14 protein-coding genes are annotated in these 14,517 nt (G+C 64.7%); 8 read left to right on the forward strand and 6 right to left on the reverse strand.

The annotated features are described in order from the left end of the window. Window positions 1-145: 145 nt before the first annotated feature. Both NANH_RS0117415 and NANH_RS0117420 read right to left on the reverse strand, forming a co-directional pair. On the reverse strand, window positions 146-2,983 hold the full coding sequence (locus tag NANH_RS0117415; protein WP_027263209.1) for a [protein-PII] uridylyltransferase: 2,838 nt from the start codon (window positions 2,981-2,983) through the stop codon (window positions 146-148). Beyond that, entirely contained in the window at window positions 2,943-4,118 is a 1,176-nt protein-coding gene (locus NANH_RS0117420) for a penicillin-binding protein activator (protein WP_027263210.1), read from the reverse strand. The genes NANH_RS0117415 and NANH_RS0117420 overlap by 41 nt, the downstream gene beginning before the upstream one ends. An 85-nt stretch (window positions 4,119-4,203) precedes the next feature. Here NANH_RS0117420 and rsmI point away from each other — a divergent pair, with 85 nt between their 5' ends. The 3 genes from rsmI (at window position 4,204) to gshB (ending at window position 6,431) form a co-directional block, all read left to right on the forward strand. Further along, window positions 4,204-5,061 (forward strand): 16S rRNA (cytidine(1402)-2'-O)-methyltransferase, encoded by an 858-nt coding sequence (gene rsmI, locus NANH_RS0117425; protein WP_027263211.1) that lies wholly within the window; start codon window positions 4,204-4,206, stop codon window positions 5,059-5,061. A gap of 1 nt (window position 5,062) precedes the next feature. Beyond that, window positions 5,063-5,434 (forward strand): YraN family protein, encoded by a 372-nt coding sequence (locus tag NANH_RS0117430; RefSeq protein WP_027263212.1) that lies wholly within the window; start codon window positions 5,063-5,065, stop codon window positions 5,432-5,434. A 61-nt stretch (window positions 5,435-5,495) separates the two neighbouring features. After that, window positions 5,496-6,431 (forward strand): glutathione synthase, encoded by a 936-nt coding sequence (gene gshB, locus NANH_RS0117435; protein WP_027263213.1) that lies wholly within the window; start codon window positions 5,496-5,498, stop codon window positions 6,429-6,431. 3 nt (window positions 6,432-6,434) lie between these two features. Here the strand turns inward: gshB and NANH_RS0117440 are convergent, their stop codons facing one another. From NANH_RS0117440 to cobU, 4 genes are all read right to left on the reverse strand, one after another. Further along, on the reverse strand, window positions 6,435-7,943 hold the full coding sequence (locus NANH_RS0117440) for a YifB family Mg chelatase-like AAA ATPase (RefSeq protein WP_027263214.1): 1,509 nt from the start codon (window positions 7,941-7,943) through the stop codon (window positions 6,435-6,437). A gap of 75 nt (window positions 7,944-8,018) precedes the next feature. Next, window positions 8,019-8,705 carry a glutathione S-transferase gene (locus NANH_RS0117445; protein ID WP_027263215.1) on the reverse strand — a complete coding sequence of 229 codons (687 nt, stop codon included), beginning with the start codon at window positions 8,703-8,705 and terminating at the stop codon, window positions 8,019-8,021. Window positions 8,706-8,764: 59 nt separating this feature from the next. Then, window positions 8,765-9,343, reverse strand: coding sequence for a histidine phosphatase family protein (locus NANH_RS0117450; RefSeq protein WP_027263216.1), 579 nt, complete (start codon window positions 9,341-9,343; stop codon window positions 8,765-8,767). After that, window positions 9,340-9,861: a bifunctional adenosylcobinamide kinase/adenosylcobinamide-phosphate guanylyltransferase gene (gene cobU, locus NANH_RS0117455; RefSeq protein WP_027263217.1), complete on the reverse strand. Its 522-nt coding sequence runs from the start codon at window positions 9,859-9,861 to the stop codon at window positions 9,340-9,342. Before cobU ends, NANH_RS0117450 begins: the two co-directional genes overlap by 4 nt. A gap of 103 nt (window positions 9,862-9,964) precedes the next feature. On the opposite strand from cobU, the gene NANH_RS0117460 reads away from it, so the two are divergent. From NANH_RS0117460 to NANH_RS0117480, 5 genes are all read left to right on the forward strand, one after another. Beyond that, window positions 9,965-10,843 carry an RNA polymerase factor sigma-32 gene (locus NANH_RS0117460; RefSeq protein ID WP_027263218.1) on the forward strand — a complete coding sequence of 293 codons (879 nt, stop codon included), beginning with the start codon at window positions 9,965-9,967 and terminating at the stop codon, window positions 10,841-10,843. Continuing rightward, window positions 10,840-11,658 (forward strand): ChaN family lipoprotein, encoded by an 819-nt coding sequence (locus NANH_RS0117465; RefSeq protein WP_036049998.1) that lies wholly within the window; start codon window positions 10,840-10,842, stop codon window positions 11,656-11,658. The genes NANH_RS0117460 and NANH_RS0117465 overlap by 4 nt, the downstream gene beginning before the upstream one ends. Before the next feature lie 76 nt (window positions 11,659-11,734). Beyond that, the gene (coaBC, locus tag NANH_RS0117470; protein WP_027263220.1) at window positions 11,735-12,937 is read left to right on the forward strand and encodes a bifunctional phosphopantothenoylcysteine decarboxylase/phosphopantothenate--cysteine ligase CoaBC; all 1,203 of its coding nucleotides are present in this window, start codon (window positions 11,735-11,737) and stop codon (window positions 12,935-12,937) included. A 25-nt stretch (window positions 12,938-12,962) separates the two neighbouring features. Beyond that, window positions 12,963-13,418 (forward strand): dUTP diphosphatase, encoded by a 456-nt coding sequence (gene dut, locus NANH_RS0117475; protein WP_027263221.1) that lies wholly within the window; start codon window positions 12,963-12,965, stop codon window positions 13,416-13,418. Next, on the forward strand, window positions 13,418-14,482 hold the full coding sequence (locus NANH_RS0117480) for a HesA/MoeB/ThiF family protein (RefSeq protein WP_027263222.1): 1,065 nt from the start codon (window positions 13,418-13,420) through the stop codon (window positions 14,480-14,482). The genes dut and NANH_RS0117480 overlap by 1 nt, the downstream gene beginning before the upstream one ends. The last annotated feature ends 35 nt before the right edge of the window (window positions 14,483-14,517 follow it).

Here is a 14,517-nt window from a genome sequence, read left to right on the forward strand (position 1 = left end):
CGATTGGCCGGGCCTTATGCTGGGAATGCTGCGGCACGCTTAGCGGGTTCGCGCATCCGTGGAAAGGGACATGAGGCCCTGCACCGCACAGTGTGTCCGCCGCGCGATAGGTCCGGAGAGGGGTGCAGAGCCATCGCGCGGGGGCTCAGGGTTTTGGCCCCTCGGCGCGCTGAGCGCCTTCGTCGATGGCCGTGCGCAGCTTGGTTTCGAGAGAACGTTGTTTGGATTCGGCGTGGTATTTCAACCCGAACATGTCCTTGACGTAAAAGGTATCGACCACCTGTTCGCCATAGGTCGCGATCACGGCATTGGCGATATAGACATTTGCCGCCGCAAGGGTGCGCGCCAGATCGTACAGCAGGCCGGGGCGGTCGCGGGTGTCGACCTCGATGATCGTGTAGATTTCCGATCCTTCATTGTCAAAGCTGATATGGGTCGGGACGTTGAACGCCTTTTCGCGTTTCTTGATCTTGTCCCGGCTGATCAGGGCGTCGCGGGCGATCACCTCGCCATTGAGCGTCTTGTGGATCATCTTGGTCAGGCGGGGCAGGCGGTCGGCCTCGTAGGGGTGGCCTTCGCTGTCCTGGATCCAGAAGGCATCGGTCACATAACCATCCTTGGTCGTATAGCTGCGCGCATCGACCACATTGGCCCCGACCAGCGCCAGCGCCCCGGCAAGGCGGGCAAAGATGCCCGGATGGTCGGCCATCACGAAACAGGCGCGGGTGGCGTCGCGGTCTTCGTCCGGGTGCATGCGGACGATGATATCGCCGGCCCGTTCGGGGTCTTCGATTTCGCGCAGCATATGGGCAAAATCGATATGGGCGGTGACGTGCAGGCCCTGCCAATAGGGCGGATAGTGGCGTGCGGTTTCGGTTTTGAGCGCGGATTTGGGCCAGTCGGGCAAGGCGTCGCGCAGGGTCTTTTTGGCTTCGGCACCGCGATTTTCGCGGTTGAGAACCTCCATCCCGTCATCCAGCGCCCGTCGCGTCTGGCGATAGAGCGCGCGCAGCAGGGCGGCCTTCCAGTTGTTCCAGACATTGGGGCCGACGCCGCGAATATCGCAGACCGTCATCACCGTCAGCAGATCCAGGCGCTTGACCGTTTTCACCGCCTTGGCGAAATCGCGCACCGTGCGCGGGTCGGCAATGTCGCGTTTCTGCGCCATATCCGACATCAGCAGGTGATAGCGCACCAGCCATTCGGCGGTTTCGGAATCGGCTTTGGACAAGCCCAGCCGGGGGGCGACTTTGCGGGTGATCTGGGCCCCCAGGATCGAGTGATCTTCGGGGCGGCCCTTGCCGATGTCGTGCAGCAGCAGGGCGACATACAGAATCCGGCGGTTGATGCCCCGCTCAAGGATGGCCGATGCAACGGGCAGCTCCTCGATCAGCTCGCCCTTTTCGATCTGCGCCAGGGTGGCGATGCACTGGATCGTATGCTCGTCCACCGTATAGCTGTGGTACATGTTGAACTGCATCATCGCCACGATGGGTTCGAATTCGGGAACAAAGGCGGCCAGCACCCCCAGCTCGTTCATCCGGCGCAGGGCGCGTTCCGGGTTGCCGTGTTTCAGCAGCAACCCCAGAAACAGCTTCTGTGCCTCGCGGCTGTTGCGCAGGGCATCGTCGATCAGGTGCAGATTGGCGGTCACCAGCCGCATTGCGTCGGGATGGATCAGCATTCCCGTGCGCAGGCCTTCGTCGAACAGCTGTAACAGATTCAGACCGTCCTGCAGAAAATCGGCCGGATCCTTGATGCCAACACGATTGTTGATCACCACATAGCCGGGGCGCACCTTGCGGCGGCGGCGAAAGATACGTTCCAGCAGCGGTTCGGATTTCAGGTGATCCGCTTCCAGCTTGGTCAGGAAAATGCGGGTCAGGTCGCCAACGGCGGTGGCCTGGCGGAAATAGTCCTGCATGAAGATCTCGACGCCGCGCCGCCCGGCCAGATCGCGATAGCCCATGCGGTCGGCAACCTCGACCTGCATGTCAAAGGTCAGCTGTTCGGTTGCCCGCTTGGTGATCAGGTGCAGATGCGAGCGGACGGCCCACAGGAAATCCTCGGCGGTGACAAATTTGGCGAATTCTTCCGGGCGAAACACCCCCAGCGGGACGAGTTCCGCGGCGGTCTGGACGCCATGGATGTATTTCGCGATCCAGAACAGGGATTGCAGATCGCGCAGCCCGCCTTTGCCTTCCTTGACGTTGGGCTCGACCATATAGCGTTGGCCCTGTTTCAGGTGCCGGGCGTCGCGCTCGTCAAGCTTGGCCTCGATGAAATCGCGCCCGGTGCCCGAGAACAGATCGGATTTCAGCCGCGCGTCCAGCTTTTCGGCCAGCGGGGCATGGCCGGTCAGAAAACGGTGTTCCAGCATCGCCGTGCGGATGGTGAAATCTTCTCTGCCCAGGCGGATGCAGTCCTTGATCGTCCGGCTGGAGTGCCCGACCTTCAGTTTGAGATCCCACAGCATATACAGCATCGATTCGATGACGCTTTCGGCCCAAGGGGTGATCTTGTAGGGCGTCAGAAACAGCAGATCGACATCCGAAAACGGGGCCATTTCGCCCCGGCCATAGCCGCCCACGGCGATGACGGCGATATGTTCGCCGGCGGTCGGGTTGGGGCGCGGGTGCAGCCGGGTGCTGGCGACCTGCAGGGCCGTCATGACCAGCCCGTCGGTCAGATAGGTATAGGAGCGCGTCAAAGGGCGCGCGGCAAACGGATCTTCGGCAAAGGCGGCGGCGATGGCGCTGCGCCCGGCCTTCTGCACGTCCAGCAGGATGTCCACCACCGCAGCGCGCAGGTGCTGGTTGTCCGGCGCGACCGTGGCGGCCTCGGAGATACGCGCCTGGACGGCATCGGCGTCAAAGATCGCTGTCTGCTCGCAGATCAACGGACCCGGCGCGATGGGCCGGAACCGATCCGTGCCATCCGGATCAGAAACCGGCGCCGCTGAAGCTTGTTGGGGCAGGGTCAATCACAACCACCTGTTTGTTCTGGATCGTGGCCACGGCCAACCCCCGTTGATTGGTGCCGTCCGGGCGCAGCCGGAAGATGCCGTTAACGCCCTGAAATCCCGCACCCTGTGTCAGGGCCGCGCCGGTCAGCGCATCGGATTTGCCGGCCCCGACCAGCGCACCGATGGCGGCAATCCCGTCATAGGCCAGCCCCCCGATCGGATGCGGAGCGGCGCCGTAGGCGGCGGAGTAGCGGGACACGAACTGTTGCGACCTGGAGGGATCAGGCAGAGCGAACCAGCCGCCTTGCGCGCCGGGCAAAGCCAGAGTCTGGGATGGAATATCCCAGCGGGTCAGGCCGATATACTGGGTCGTGGCTGGCGAGACGCCCGATTCGGGCAGCAATTGGGTGAAAAGCGGCAGCGCACCGGCGGTGGTCGAGGTCAGGAAAATCGAATCGGCGCCGGAACTTTCGACTGCGCTCTTGATGCGCGGAACGGCACCGATGACCGCCTGTTGCGACAGATCGTAGGCGACGGTGCCTGCCAATCGTGCCGAACTTCCGCTGATCGCACGCTGAATGGCGGCGGCCCCCAACTGTCCGGACAGGTCCGTGCCATGCACCAGAACGATGCTCCGCTTGCCCTGGCGGGCGGCGAACTGGGTCAGCCGCTCGGCAGAGTTGTCAAAGGTCGGCCCGAGCACAAAGACGTTGCCGCCGGCAATCGAGGCGTTGTTGGAAAACGACAGCACATTGACGTTCTGGCCGCGCACCGCCAGCCCGACCGCATTGGCGGATTCGGCATAGACCGGTCCCAGAATGATCCGGGCCCCATCGTTCACCGCCTGTGTCGCCTGCGCGGCTGCGGTGGAGGCGTTGCCGCCGGTATCATAGACCCGCAGGTCGATCTGTACGGTGCCGCCCAGATCGGCGATGGCGAGGCGCGCCGCGTTCTCGAGGCTTTGCGCCAGCACCGAATCGCCGGACTGGGCCGAACTGCGCGGCACCAACAGCGCCACGGGCACCGGGGCGTTGGTGTTGATCGTCGGCCCCCCCCCGCCGGGCAGGGTATCGCAGGCGGACAGGACCAACAGCGACACAAGCGCCATGAAATACAGGGCCACCTTGCGGGGCGTGGAAAAAACGGCAAACATGAGATGGCAGCTCCCTTTTCCGGCGGCTTGGTGCCGCTGCTTTGTCGATCCGGGATAATAAACGTCAGCAAGGGCGGGTCCAGCGTTGAATCATCAAAAGGTCAGATTGGCCCCCGGGCTATATTTTGTCGCGACTCCGATCGGCACGGCGCGCGACATCACTTTGCGGGCGCTGGATGTGTTGGCCTCGGCGGATGTGATCGCCGCCGAAGACACCCGCAGCCTGCGTCACCTGATGGACATACACGGCGTCCCGCTGGAGGGACGGCCGTTGCTGTCCTATCACGATCACAGTGGCCAGGGCGCGCGTACACGGCTTTTGGCAGCGCTGGAGCAGGGCCAATCGGTGGCTTACGCGTCCGAGGCGGGAATGCCGCTGATCGCCGATCCGGGGTACGACCTGAGCCGGGATGCCAGTGCGGCGGGCCATCTCGTGACCGCCGCGCCCGGCGCTTCGGCGGTGTTGACGGCGCTGACGCTGGCCGGGTTGCCGACGGATGCGTTTTTCTTTGCCGGGTTCCTGCCCAATGCCACCGCGGCCCGCAAGGCGCGGCTGGAGGTGCTGAGAGAGGTCCCCGGTACGCTGGTATTCTACGAATCACCGAAACGGGTTGCGGCCAGCCTGTCGGACATGGTGCAGGTTCTGGGCGGCGACCGTCCTGCCGCGCTGTGCCGGGAGCTGACGAAGAAATTCGAGGAGATCCGGCGCGGCACTCTGGCCAGCCTGACCGAGGAGCTGACCGACGGCAAGGTGCGGGGCGAGATCGTTCTGGTGGTGGATCGTGCCGGTTCGGTGGTTGTTAAGGATTCGGACATAGAACAGGATCTGAGGGCCGCGCTGGTGGATCATTCGGTACGCGATGCCGCCGATATGGTGTCGGGTATTCACGGCATTCCCAGGCGCAAGGCCTATCAGATGGCGCTGAACCTGACCAGGGAGTGACATGGCCGATTCGACAAGCCGGGGACAGATGGCCCATTACGGGGGCGCGGCGGCGGAATTGCAGATCGCGCAGGATTATGAACGGCGCGGTCATGTTGTGGCCTGCCGCCGCTGGCGGGGTGCGGGCGGTGAGATCGACCTGATCGTGCGGGATGGCGGCGAGGTCGTCTTTGTCGAAGTCAAGAAAAGCCACACCCGTGACGCCGCGGCGGAGCGGCTCGGCCGCCGGCAGATGGCGCGGATCTATGCCTCGGCGCTAGATTTCCTGGAGAGCGAGCCGATGGGGCAGTTGACCCCGATGCGGTTCGACGTGGCGCTGGTGGATGCCAGCGGTGCGTTTGAAATCATCGAAAACGCATTTGGCCACGGCTGATCGGGATTGAACCCTGTGACCGGCTGCGCCATGTACGAGGGGCAGAACAGGAGCCTGTGCCATGAAGATCGCCTTTCAGATGGACCCGATCGGGGACGTGGATATCGACGCCGACAGCAGTTTCCGGCTGGCTGAAGAAGCACAGGCGCGCGGGCACGAGCTGTTTTTCTACGGCCCGGACCGGCTGGCCTATCAGGAGGGCCGGATCACCGCGCGCGGACAGGATATGACGGTGCAGCGGATCGCGGGCAACCCGGCGATTCTGGGCGCGCCGCGCGAGGTCGATCTGGCCGAGTTCGATGTGGTCTGGCTGCGCCAGGACCCGCCGTTCGACATGCATTACATCACCTCGACCCATCTGCTGGATCGGCTGAAGGCCACGACCATGGTGGTGAACGACCCGTTCTGGGTGCGCAATTACCCCGAAAAGCTGCTGGTGCTGGATTTTCCGGACCTGACACCGCCGACCACGGTGGCGCGCGATCTGGACACGATCAAGGCGTTCAAGGCCAAACATGGCGACATCATCCTGAAGCCGTTGTATGGCAATGGCGGTGCCGGGGTGTTCCGGCTGGACGCCAACGACCGCAATCTGACGTCTCTGCACGAGCTGTTCACCGGCTTTTCGCGCGAGCCGCTGATCGTGCAGAAATTCCTGCCCGATGTCAGCAATGGCGACAAGCGGGTGATCCTGGTGGATGGCGACGCGACCGGTGCGATCAACCGGGTGCCGGCGGCGGGGGAAACCCGTTCGAACATGCATGTGGGCGGACGGCCGGAAAAGATTGCGCTGTCGGAGCGCGACCGCGAGATCTGCGCCCGGATCGGGCCGCTGTTGCGCGAAAAGGGCCAGATTTTTGTCGGCATCGACGTGATTGGCGACTATCTGACGGAAATCAATGTCACCTCGCCCACCGGCATACAGGAACTGGAACGGTTTGACGGGATCAATGTGGCCGAAAAGATCTGGCAGGCGATCGAGGCGAAACGGGGCTGACGGTCACGCGGCGTTGGTCAACCGAAAGCTCAGCGCTTCGGCCACATGCGGGCGGCGCACGTCGCCCGAGTGATCCAGATCGGCAATGGTGCGCGCGACGCGCAGAACCCGGTGATAGCCGCGCGCCGACAGGCCGAACCGTTCGGCGGCGCGGATCAGCAGATCGCGCCCGTCCGCATCGGGGGTGGCGATGTCTTCGAGCTTTGCACCTTCGGCATCGGCATTCTGGCGCAGCCCGGCGGCACCATCGAACCGGTCCGCCTGTACCTGCCGCGCGGCGGCGACACGCGCGGCGACCGTTGCCGAACTGTCTCCGGCGGGGGGGAGATCGAGATCGGTGAAGGCCACGGGCGGGACTTCGAGGCGCAGGTCGAACCGGTCCATCAGCGGGCCGGATATGCGTCCCATGTAATCCTGGCCACAGGCCGGAACCCGGGCACAGGCACGCGCCGGGTCGGTGAGATCGCCGCATTTACACGGGTTAGCCGCCGCCACCAGCATGAATTTGCAGGGGTATTTCACATGGGCATTGGCGCGGGCGACCATGATTTCGCCGGTCTCGATCGGTTGGCGCAGGGTTTCCAGGACGGCGCGGCTGAATTCGGGGAATTCGTCCATGAACAGCACGCCGTTGTGCGCCAGGCTGATTTCGCCAGGCTTGGCGTTGCGCCCGCCGCCGACGATTGCGGCCATTGAAGCGGTGTGGTGTGGTTCGCGGAACGGGCGGGCGCGGTTGATGCCGCCTTCGTCGAGCAGGCCGCACAGGGACTGTATCATCGAGGTTTCCAGCGCCTCGGGTGCCGTCAAAGGCGGCAGAATACCGGGGATGCGGGCGGCCAGCATGGATTTGCCGGATCCCGGCGCGCCGACCAGCATCAGGTGATGACGCCCGGCGGCGGCGATTTCAAGGGCGCGCTTGGCGCGTTCCTGACCCTTGACGTCCCGCAGGTCGCGGTCCAGCGGCGGTGATTTGACCTCGCCCGGTTCAGCCGGGACAATCGGACACTGGCCGGTGAAATGGCGCACCACGTCGGCCAGGCTGGGCGCGCCGATGACCTGGGCGGCCCCGACCCAGGCGGCCTCGGCCCCCGAGGCCTGCGGGCAGAGCAGGCCGCATTCGGCTTCGGCGGCGGCCATCGCGGCGGGCAAAGCCCCCAGCACCGGTATCAGCGAGCCATCCAGCGATAATTCCCCCAGCGCCACAACGCCTTCGGTGGCATCGGCGGGCACGATGTCGAGCGCCGCCAGCAGGGCCAGCGCGATGGGCAGATCGAAATGGCTGCCTTCCTTGGGCAGATCCGCGGGCGACAGGTTGATGGTGATGCGTTTGGATGGCAGGGCGATGGCCATCGAAGCAAGTGCCGCGCGCACCCGGTCGCGGGCTTCGGAAACCGCCTTGTCGGGCAATCCGACCACGGAAAAGGCAGGCAATCCGGGGCTGACCGCGCATTGCACCTCGACCAGGCGGGCATCGACCCCCTGGAATGCAACCGTATAGGCCCGTGCGACCATCTGAACCCCCAACCCGGTAAACGACCGGTTAACCGCTAACGGATGCGGGGTTTAGGAATGGTTAACGATGCCCCGCTAGACAAAATCCGGCCAAGGCGCTTTTGGCAGGTCCAGCGCATAGGGTTCGGGGTCATAGCGAACCTGTTTTGCGGCCCGACGCCAGTCGCGCACGGCGGCATCGCCCAGCAGGGCGGCGCAATAGGCCTGCGCCGCATCGCTGACGGGCAGGCCGTAGCCGACGATGCGGGCGGCGACGGGGGTGTAGAACACATCGGCCAGCGAATAATCCCCCATCAGCCAGCCTGTGTCGCTGCCAGACACAGCACGGGCATGGGCCCAGAGGGTTTCAATACGGCCAAGGTCATCCAGCACTGGCTGACGTGGATCGAACCGGCAATAGCAGTGCTGAAACTGCATCGGGCAGTCAGTGCGCAGGGCGGTGAATCCGGCGGTCATCTCGGCACAGAGCCAGCGGGCGGTGGCGCGGGCGGCGGTATCCTTTGGCCACAGACCGGCGTCGGGGTGACGCTCGGCCAGGGTTTCGGCGATGGCGAGGCTTTCGCCGATCACCGTGCCCTCGGGCGTGCGGATGGCGGGCACCAGCCGGGCCGGCGCGAGGGCGGCCATGTCCTGCGCCATGGTGCCGGTGTAAAGGCCGACCATGTGGGTGCGGCAGGGGATGTTGAATTTCTCGAACATGAGCCAGCCGCGCAGCGACCAGCTGGAATACATCCGGTCGCCAATAAAAAGATCGTATGTCATGCGGGCAGATTAGGCGGGCTGCGGCGCCCCGGTAAATCGACGATTTGTGCGCCGCATCATCACGGCAGATGATTGATGCGCCCGAGCTGCCAGCCGGTTTCCGACCGTGTCAGGCTGGTTACGGACAGATTGTCGATCTTGTGGGCGATGATGTCGCTGGCCGGTTGGCCAAGGGCGCGCTGCACCTGCGTCAGGATCACGCCGATATGCGCGACGGCGATGATCTGCTGACCCGGGTGTGCGGCGCAAAGGGCATCGACGCGGGCATTGACGCGGGCGGCGGCGGCGTTCCAGCTTTCGCCGTTGGGCGGGGCGATGTCGCCGGGGGTTTCCCAATAGGCCCGGCTGAGGTCGGGGTGCGATTGGGCCACGTCGGAGAAATGCCTGCCATCCCAGTCGCCGAAATCGAACTCGCGCAGATGCGGATCGTCGGGCAGGCGGGCACGCCCCATTGCCACCGCATCCGCCGTGGCCGAGGCACGGCACAGGTCGGAGGACACCAGCACCGCGGTGGACGGCAGATGAGCGTGCAGGCGGGCGATCCGGGCGGTGTCGGACAGATCCGCCGGAACATCGCGCCAGCCGACAAAGGTTTTTTCGTGTGTCGGCCCGTGGCGGACCCAATGGAACGTTGTCATTGCAGTTTCCCTTTCAGGGCCAGCGGCAGGCCCGCGGTGACCTGCACCACCCGGTCGGCAAGGGTCGCGAGGGCGATGTTCAGCCGTCCCTGCGCCTCGCGAAACTGGCGCGCCAGCGCATTGTCCGGGACGACGCCCTGTCCGACCTCGTTTGTCACCACGATCACCTGGGCCTGGCAGGCATCGAGCGCGGACAGGAACCCGGCCTGTGCTGTGCCAATATCGGTTTCGGCCATCATCTGGTTACTCAGCCACATGGTGGCGCAATCCAGCAGACAGACCTGTTGGCCGGTCAGCCCCTGCAGCGCCGGGGCCAGATCCAGCGGGGCCTCGACCGTGGTCCAGCCCGCGCCGCGCCGAGCGATATGGCGGTCGATCTTGTGGCGCATTTCGGCGTCATATGCCTGTGCCGTGGCCAGATAGACCCGTGCCTTGCCCGAGTGCACGGCGAGGGATTCGGCAAAATCTGACTTGCCCGAGGCCGCGCCGCCGAGAACCAGGGTGACTGCTGGGTGCACGTATATGTTACCTTTGGTTGATCCAAACTCCGCTACCCTGCGTAATCGTCACATAAAGGCAAGACAAGCCGCAGATACCGTTCACTGACCTTGGAGGTGAAACATGGCGTTGGATGCACCGACCGGAGACTCGATGTCGCGACGGGCGATGAAGGCCGAATTTCTGGATGCGGAGACCGAGCGAAGGCTGGCCTGTGCATGGCGCGATCATCGGGACGAGGCGGCGCTGCACCGGTTGATCAACGCCTATATGCGTCTGGGGATTTCGATGGCCAGCAAATTCCGCCGCTATGGTGCGCCGATGAGCGATCTGATCCAGGAGGCCGGGCTGGGGCTGATGAAGGCTGCGGACAAGTTCGATCCGGACCGGGGGGTGCGGTTTTCGACCTATGCGGTCTGGTGGATCAAGGCGTCGATCCAGGACTACGTGATGCGCAACTGGTCTATGGTGCGCACCGGATCGACCAGCAGCCAGAAATCGTTGTTCTTCAACATGCGGCGGGTGCAGGCACGTCTGGAACGCGAGGCGGCTGCGCAGGGTGAAAAGCTGGACAGGCACCAGTTGCGGCAATTGATCTCGTCGGAGATCGGCGTGCCGTTGCGCGATGTCGAGATGATGGAGGGGCGATTGTCCGGGTCGGATTTTTCGCTGAACGCAACCCAGTCCACCGAAGACGAAGGCCGTGAGTGGATCGACGCATTGGAAGATGATCGTGCGCAGGCCGCAGAAGTGGTCGAGGAGCGGCATGACCGGCGACAGGTGCGTGAATGGCTGTTGGCAGCGATGCAGACCCTGACCGAGCGCGAGCGGCTGATCGTGCGCGAGCGCAAGCTGCGCGAAAAGCCACGGACGCTGGCCAGCCTGGGGGACGATCTGGGCCTGTCCAAGGAGCGGGTGCGCCAGCTTGAGGTCGTGGCGTTCCAGAAGATGCGAAAGAACCTTGAATCCCAATCGTGTGAGGTGCAACAGTTTCTCGCATGAGACTGACATATCTTCTGATTTGCGCATCCGTTGCGCTGTGGGCCGCCCCGATCAGGGCGGCTTCTTTGCAGCCGGATCTGATGCCCCGGGCCGCGGCAGCAGAGGTTGTGATCCTGGGCGAGATGCATGACAATCCCGCCCATCACGAGATCCAGGCCCGGATCGTTGCGGAATTGATGCCCAAGGCCGTTGTCTGGGAAATGCTGACCGCAAAAGAGGCAGGCCTGGTCAACGCGACGCTGATCCGCGACCCGGAAAAGCTGGAACAGGTGCTGCAATGGGCCGACTCCCGTTGGCCTGACTTTTCGATGTACCTGCCGATTTTTCAGGCCGCCCCCGACGCGCGGCTTTACGGTGGCGAGGTGCCCAGGCAGGCGGCGCGGGCGGCGATGCAGGCCGGTCCGGCCGTGGCGTTTGGCGCGGATGCGGCGCGGTACGGGCTGAATATCGGTCTGCCGCCGGAGCAGCAGGCCGCGCGCGAACTGTTGCAGATGCAGGCCCATTGCGGAGCGATGCCGCAGGATCGCCTGGCCGCAATGGTCGGTATTCAGCGGCTGCGCGATGCGGTTCTGGCGCGCGAGGCATTGCGCGCATTGAAGGAAACCGGCGGGCCGGTAGCGGTGATTACCGGCAACGGCCATGCGAGGCGCGATTGGGGTATTCCGGTATATGTAGAAAGGGTCCGGCCGGGAACGAAGATCTTTGTGCTGGGACAATCCGAACAGGGCCAGATCGAAGGGCAATTCGACGTGGTATTGGACAGCCTACCGGTGCCGCGCGAAGATCCCTGCGCGGCGTTCACAGGCAGCGAGTGAAACCGCGCCGATAAGCACTGGCAGATCGGGGCGCGCGGGCCTATGGTCGGGACGGCCCGGACAAAGGAAGCGCCAAATGCCAGCATCCAAACGCATATTGCTGATCATCGGCGGCGGGATTGCCGCCTATAAATCGCTTGAACTGATCCGTCGGTTGCAGGATCGCGGCGCATTGGTGACGCCGGTGCTGACCCGCGCGGGCGAGGAATTTGTCACGCCGCTGTCCGTGTCGGGGCTGGCCGGGCAAAAGGTTTACCGCGACCTGTTCGATCTGGGGGACGAGGCCGAAATGGGCCACATCCAGCTGTCGCGCAGTGCCGATCTGGTGGTGGTGGCCCCGGCCACGGCGGATCTGATGGGCAAGATGGCGAATGGGTTGGCCAACGATCTGGCCTCGACCCTGTTGATGGCAACCGACACTCCGGTTCTGATCGCGCCGGCGATGAACGTGCGGATGTGGCAACACCCGGCGATGCAGCGCAATCTGGTGCAATTGCGTGCAGACGGAATTCGCGTGGTCGGCCCCAACGACGGCTCCATGGCCTGCGGCGAATTCGGTCCCGGCCGCATGGCCGAACCGATGGAAATTATCGCGGCAATTGACGCGGCGCTGGCGGAGGGTCCGTTGCGGGGGCGGCGTGTGCTGGTCACTTCGGGGCCGACGCACGAGCCGATCGACCCGGTGCGCTATATCGCCAACCGCTCGTCCGGATCGCAGGGCACGGCGGTGGCCCGTGCGCTGGCCGGGCTGGGGGCCGAGGTGGTGTTTGTCACCGGTCCTGCAGACGTCCCGCCGCCCGAGGGCGTGCAGGTGGTGCGGGTTCAGACCGCGCAGCAGATGGCCGAGGCCGTTCACGATGCGCTGCCAGTGGACGCAGGTGTATTCGCCGCCGCGGTGGCGGATTGGCGCGTGGCCAGCGCCAGTGACCGCAAGTTGAAAAAGACCCGCGACGGCATGCCAAAGCTGGAATTTGCCGAGAACCCCGACATTCTGGCCTCGGTGTCGCGGATGACCCGGGGGCGCCCCGGTCTGGTGGTCGGTTTTGCCGCTGAAACCGACGATGTGTTGGACAATGCCACCGCCAAGCGGCTGCGCAAGGGCTGTGACTGGATCGTGGCGAACGACGTCAGCCCGGCAACCGGAATCATGGGCGGCAGCGAAAACGCGGTGGTGCTGATCAGCGACAAGGGGGCGGAGACCTGGCCCCGCATGGACAAGGACGCGGTGGCCCGGCGGCTGGCAGACCGCATTGCCCAGGCGCTGGGCGCATCGAATTGACCGGACAGTAACAGGGGTGTGCGGCATGGTTGTCGTCCAGATGAAACATGAGGATGGGGCCGACACCAACGTGGCCTTGCCCAGCTATGAAAGCGACGGCGCGGCGGGGGCGGATCTGCGCGCAAACCTGCCGGACCGGCAAGACATCACGCTGGCGCCGGGGGCGCGGGCGCTGGTTCCGACCGGGCTGCGGATTGCGATTCCCACCGGGTACGAGGTGCAGATCCGGCCGCGGTCCGGGCTGGCGCTGAAACATGGTATTACCGTGCCAAACGCGCCGGGAACCATAGACAGCGACTATCGCGGGCCGTTGGGCGTGATTCTGATGAATGCCGGTGAGGCCCCGTTTGTCGTCGCGCATGGCGACCGTATCGCGCAGATAGTGGTGGCCCCGGTGGTGCAGGCACGGTTTGAGGTGACCGACGATCTGGGCGACACCGCGCGCGGCGCGGGCGGATTTGGCTCGACCGGGCGCGGCTGATGTTGCTGGTTCTGTTTCTTGCGGCCCTGCTATGGGGGCTGGGCGCGCTGATGGGGGTGTCGCGTGGGGCGCGGCTGAGCCTGCTGGCGGTGCTGTTTGGTGTGGTGATGCTGATGCAGCTGGTGTTGCCGGATGGGCATCCGATCCGCGAGGCGACCGGGCAATCCCCCGCCTTGTGGCTGTTGTTGGGTGGGTTCGCGGCGATGGTGGCGCTGTATGGGCGGGGCGTGTCGGTGTTGCGCAAACGCGCCGGAAAAAATACGCCCGCGCCCGAACCAAATCCCGCGGGGACGTTCACCGAGGCCGAACTGAGCCGGTATGCCCGCCACATCGTGCTGCGCGAAATCGGCGGACCCGGGCAAAAACGGATGAAACAGGCTCGCGTCCTGGTGATCGGGGCAGGCGGGCTGGGGGCCGGGGCGCTGCAATATCTGGCGGCCGCGGGGATCGGGACCATCGGTGTGATCGACGACGATGCGGTGGAGAACGCCAATCTGCAACGGCAGGTCATTCACCGAGATGCCGATATCGGCATGCCCAAGGTGTTTTCGGCCCAGGCGGCGATGCAGGCGCAGAACCCGGCGGTGGATGTGCGCCCTTATCACCGGCGATTGACCGAAGAGATCGCGACCGAGCTGTTCGCCGATTACGATGTGATTCTGGACGGCACGGACAATTTCGAAACCCGGTATCTGGCCAATGCGGCGGCTGTCTCGGCGCGCAAACCGTTGGTGTCGGGCGCTCTGTCGCAATGGGAAGGGCAGCTGAGCGTGTTCGATCCGGGCCGGGACGGTCCGTGTTATCAGTGCATTTTCCCCGAAGCTCCGGCCCCCGGACTGGCACCGTCCTGCGCCGAGGCCGGGGTGATCGGCCCGTTGCCCGGCGTGATCGGCACCATGATGGCGGTCGAGGCGATCAAGCTGATCACCGGGGCCGGATCGCCCCTGCGCGGGCAGATGCTGATCTATGACGCGCTTTATGGCGAAACCCGCACCATCCGGCTGAAATCGCGTGCCGATTGCCCGGTGTGCGGTGGCCTCAAACGGCGCGCACCCGGTCCGTGATCGCGTAAGCTCCATTTCCGCCATTGCAGGCGCTG

The organism is Sedimentitalea nanhaiensis DSM 24252, from assembly GCF_000473225.1.
Taxonomy (GTDB): domain Bacteria; phylum Pseudomonadota; class Alphaproteobacteria; order Rhodobacterales; family Rhodobacteraceae; genus Sedimentitalea; species Sedimentitalea nanhaiensis.

Coding starts and splice junctions, on each gene's coding strand:
- NANH_RS0117480 (WP_027263222.1), top strand. CDS start 13,418: ATGTTGCTGGTTCTGTTTCTTGCGGCCCTGCTATGGGGGCTGGGCGCG.
- NANH_RS0117450 (WP_027263216.1), bottom strand. CDS start 9,343: ATGACAACGTTCCATTGGGTCCGCCACGGGCCGACACACGAAAAAACC.
- NANH_RS0117440 (WP_027263214.1), bottom strand. CDS start 7,943: ATGGTCGCACGGGCCTATACGGTTGCATTCCAGGGGGTCGATGCCCGC.
- gshB (WP_027263213.1), top strand. CDS start 5,496: ATGAAGATCGCCTTTCAGATGGACCCGATCGGGGACGTGGATATCGAC.
- NANH_RS0117445 (WP_027263215.1), bottom strand. CDS start 8,705: ATGACATACGATCTTTTTATTGGCGACCGGATGTATTCCAGCTGGTCG.
- NANH_RS0117465 (WP_036049998.1), top strand. CDS start 10,840: ATGAGACTGACATATCTTCTGATTTGCGCATCCGTTGCGCTGTGGGCC.
- NANH_RS0117430 (WP_027263212.1), top strand. CDS start 5,063: ATGGCCGATTCGACAAGCCGGGGACAGATGGCCCATTACGGGGGCGCG.
- NANH_RS0117460 (WP_027263218.1), top strand. CDS start 9,965: ATGGCGTTGGATGCACCGACCGGAGACTCGATGTCGCGACGGGCGATG.
- dut (WP_027263221.1), top strand. CDS start 12,963: ATGGTTGTCGTCCAGATGAAACATGAGGATGGGGCCGACACCAACGTG.
- NANH_RS0117420 (WP_027263210.1), bottom strand. CDS start 4,118: ATGTTTGCCGTTTTTTCCACGCCCCGCAAGGTGGCCCTGTATTTCATG.
- coaBC (WP_027263220.1), top strand. CDS start 11,735: ATGCCAGCATCCAAACGCATATTGCTGATCATCGGCGGCGGGATTGCC.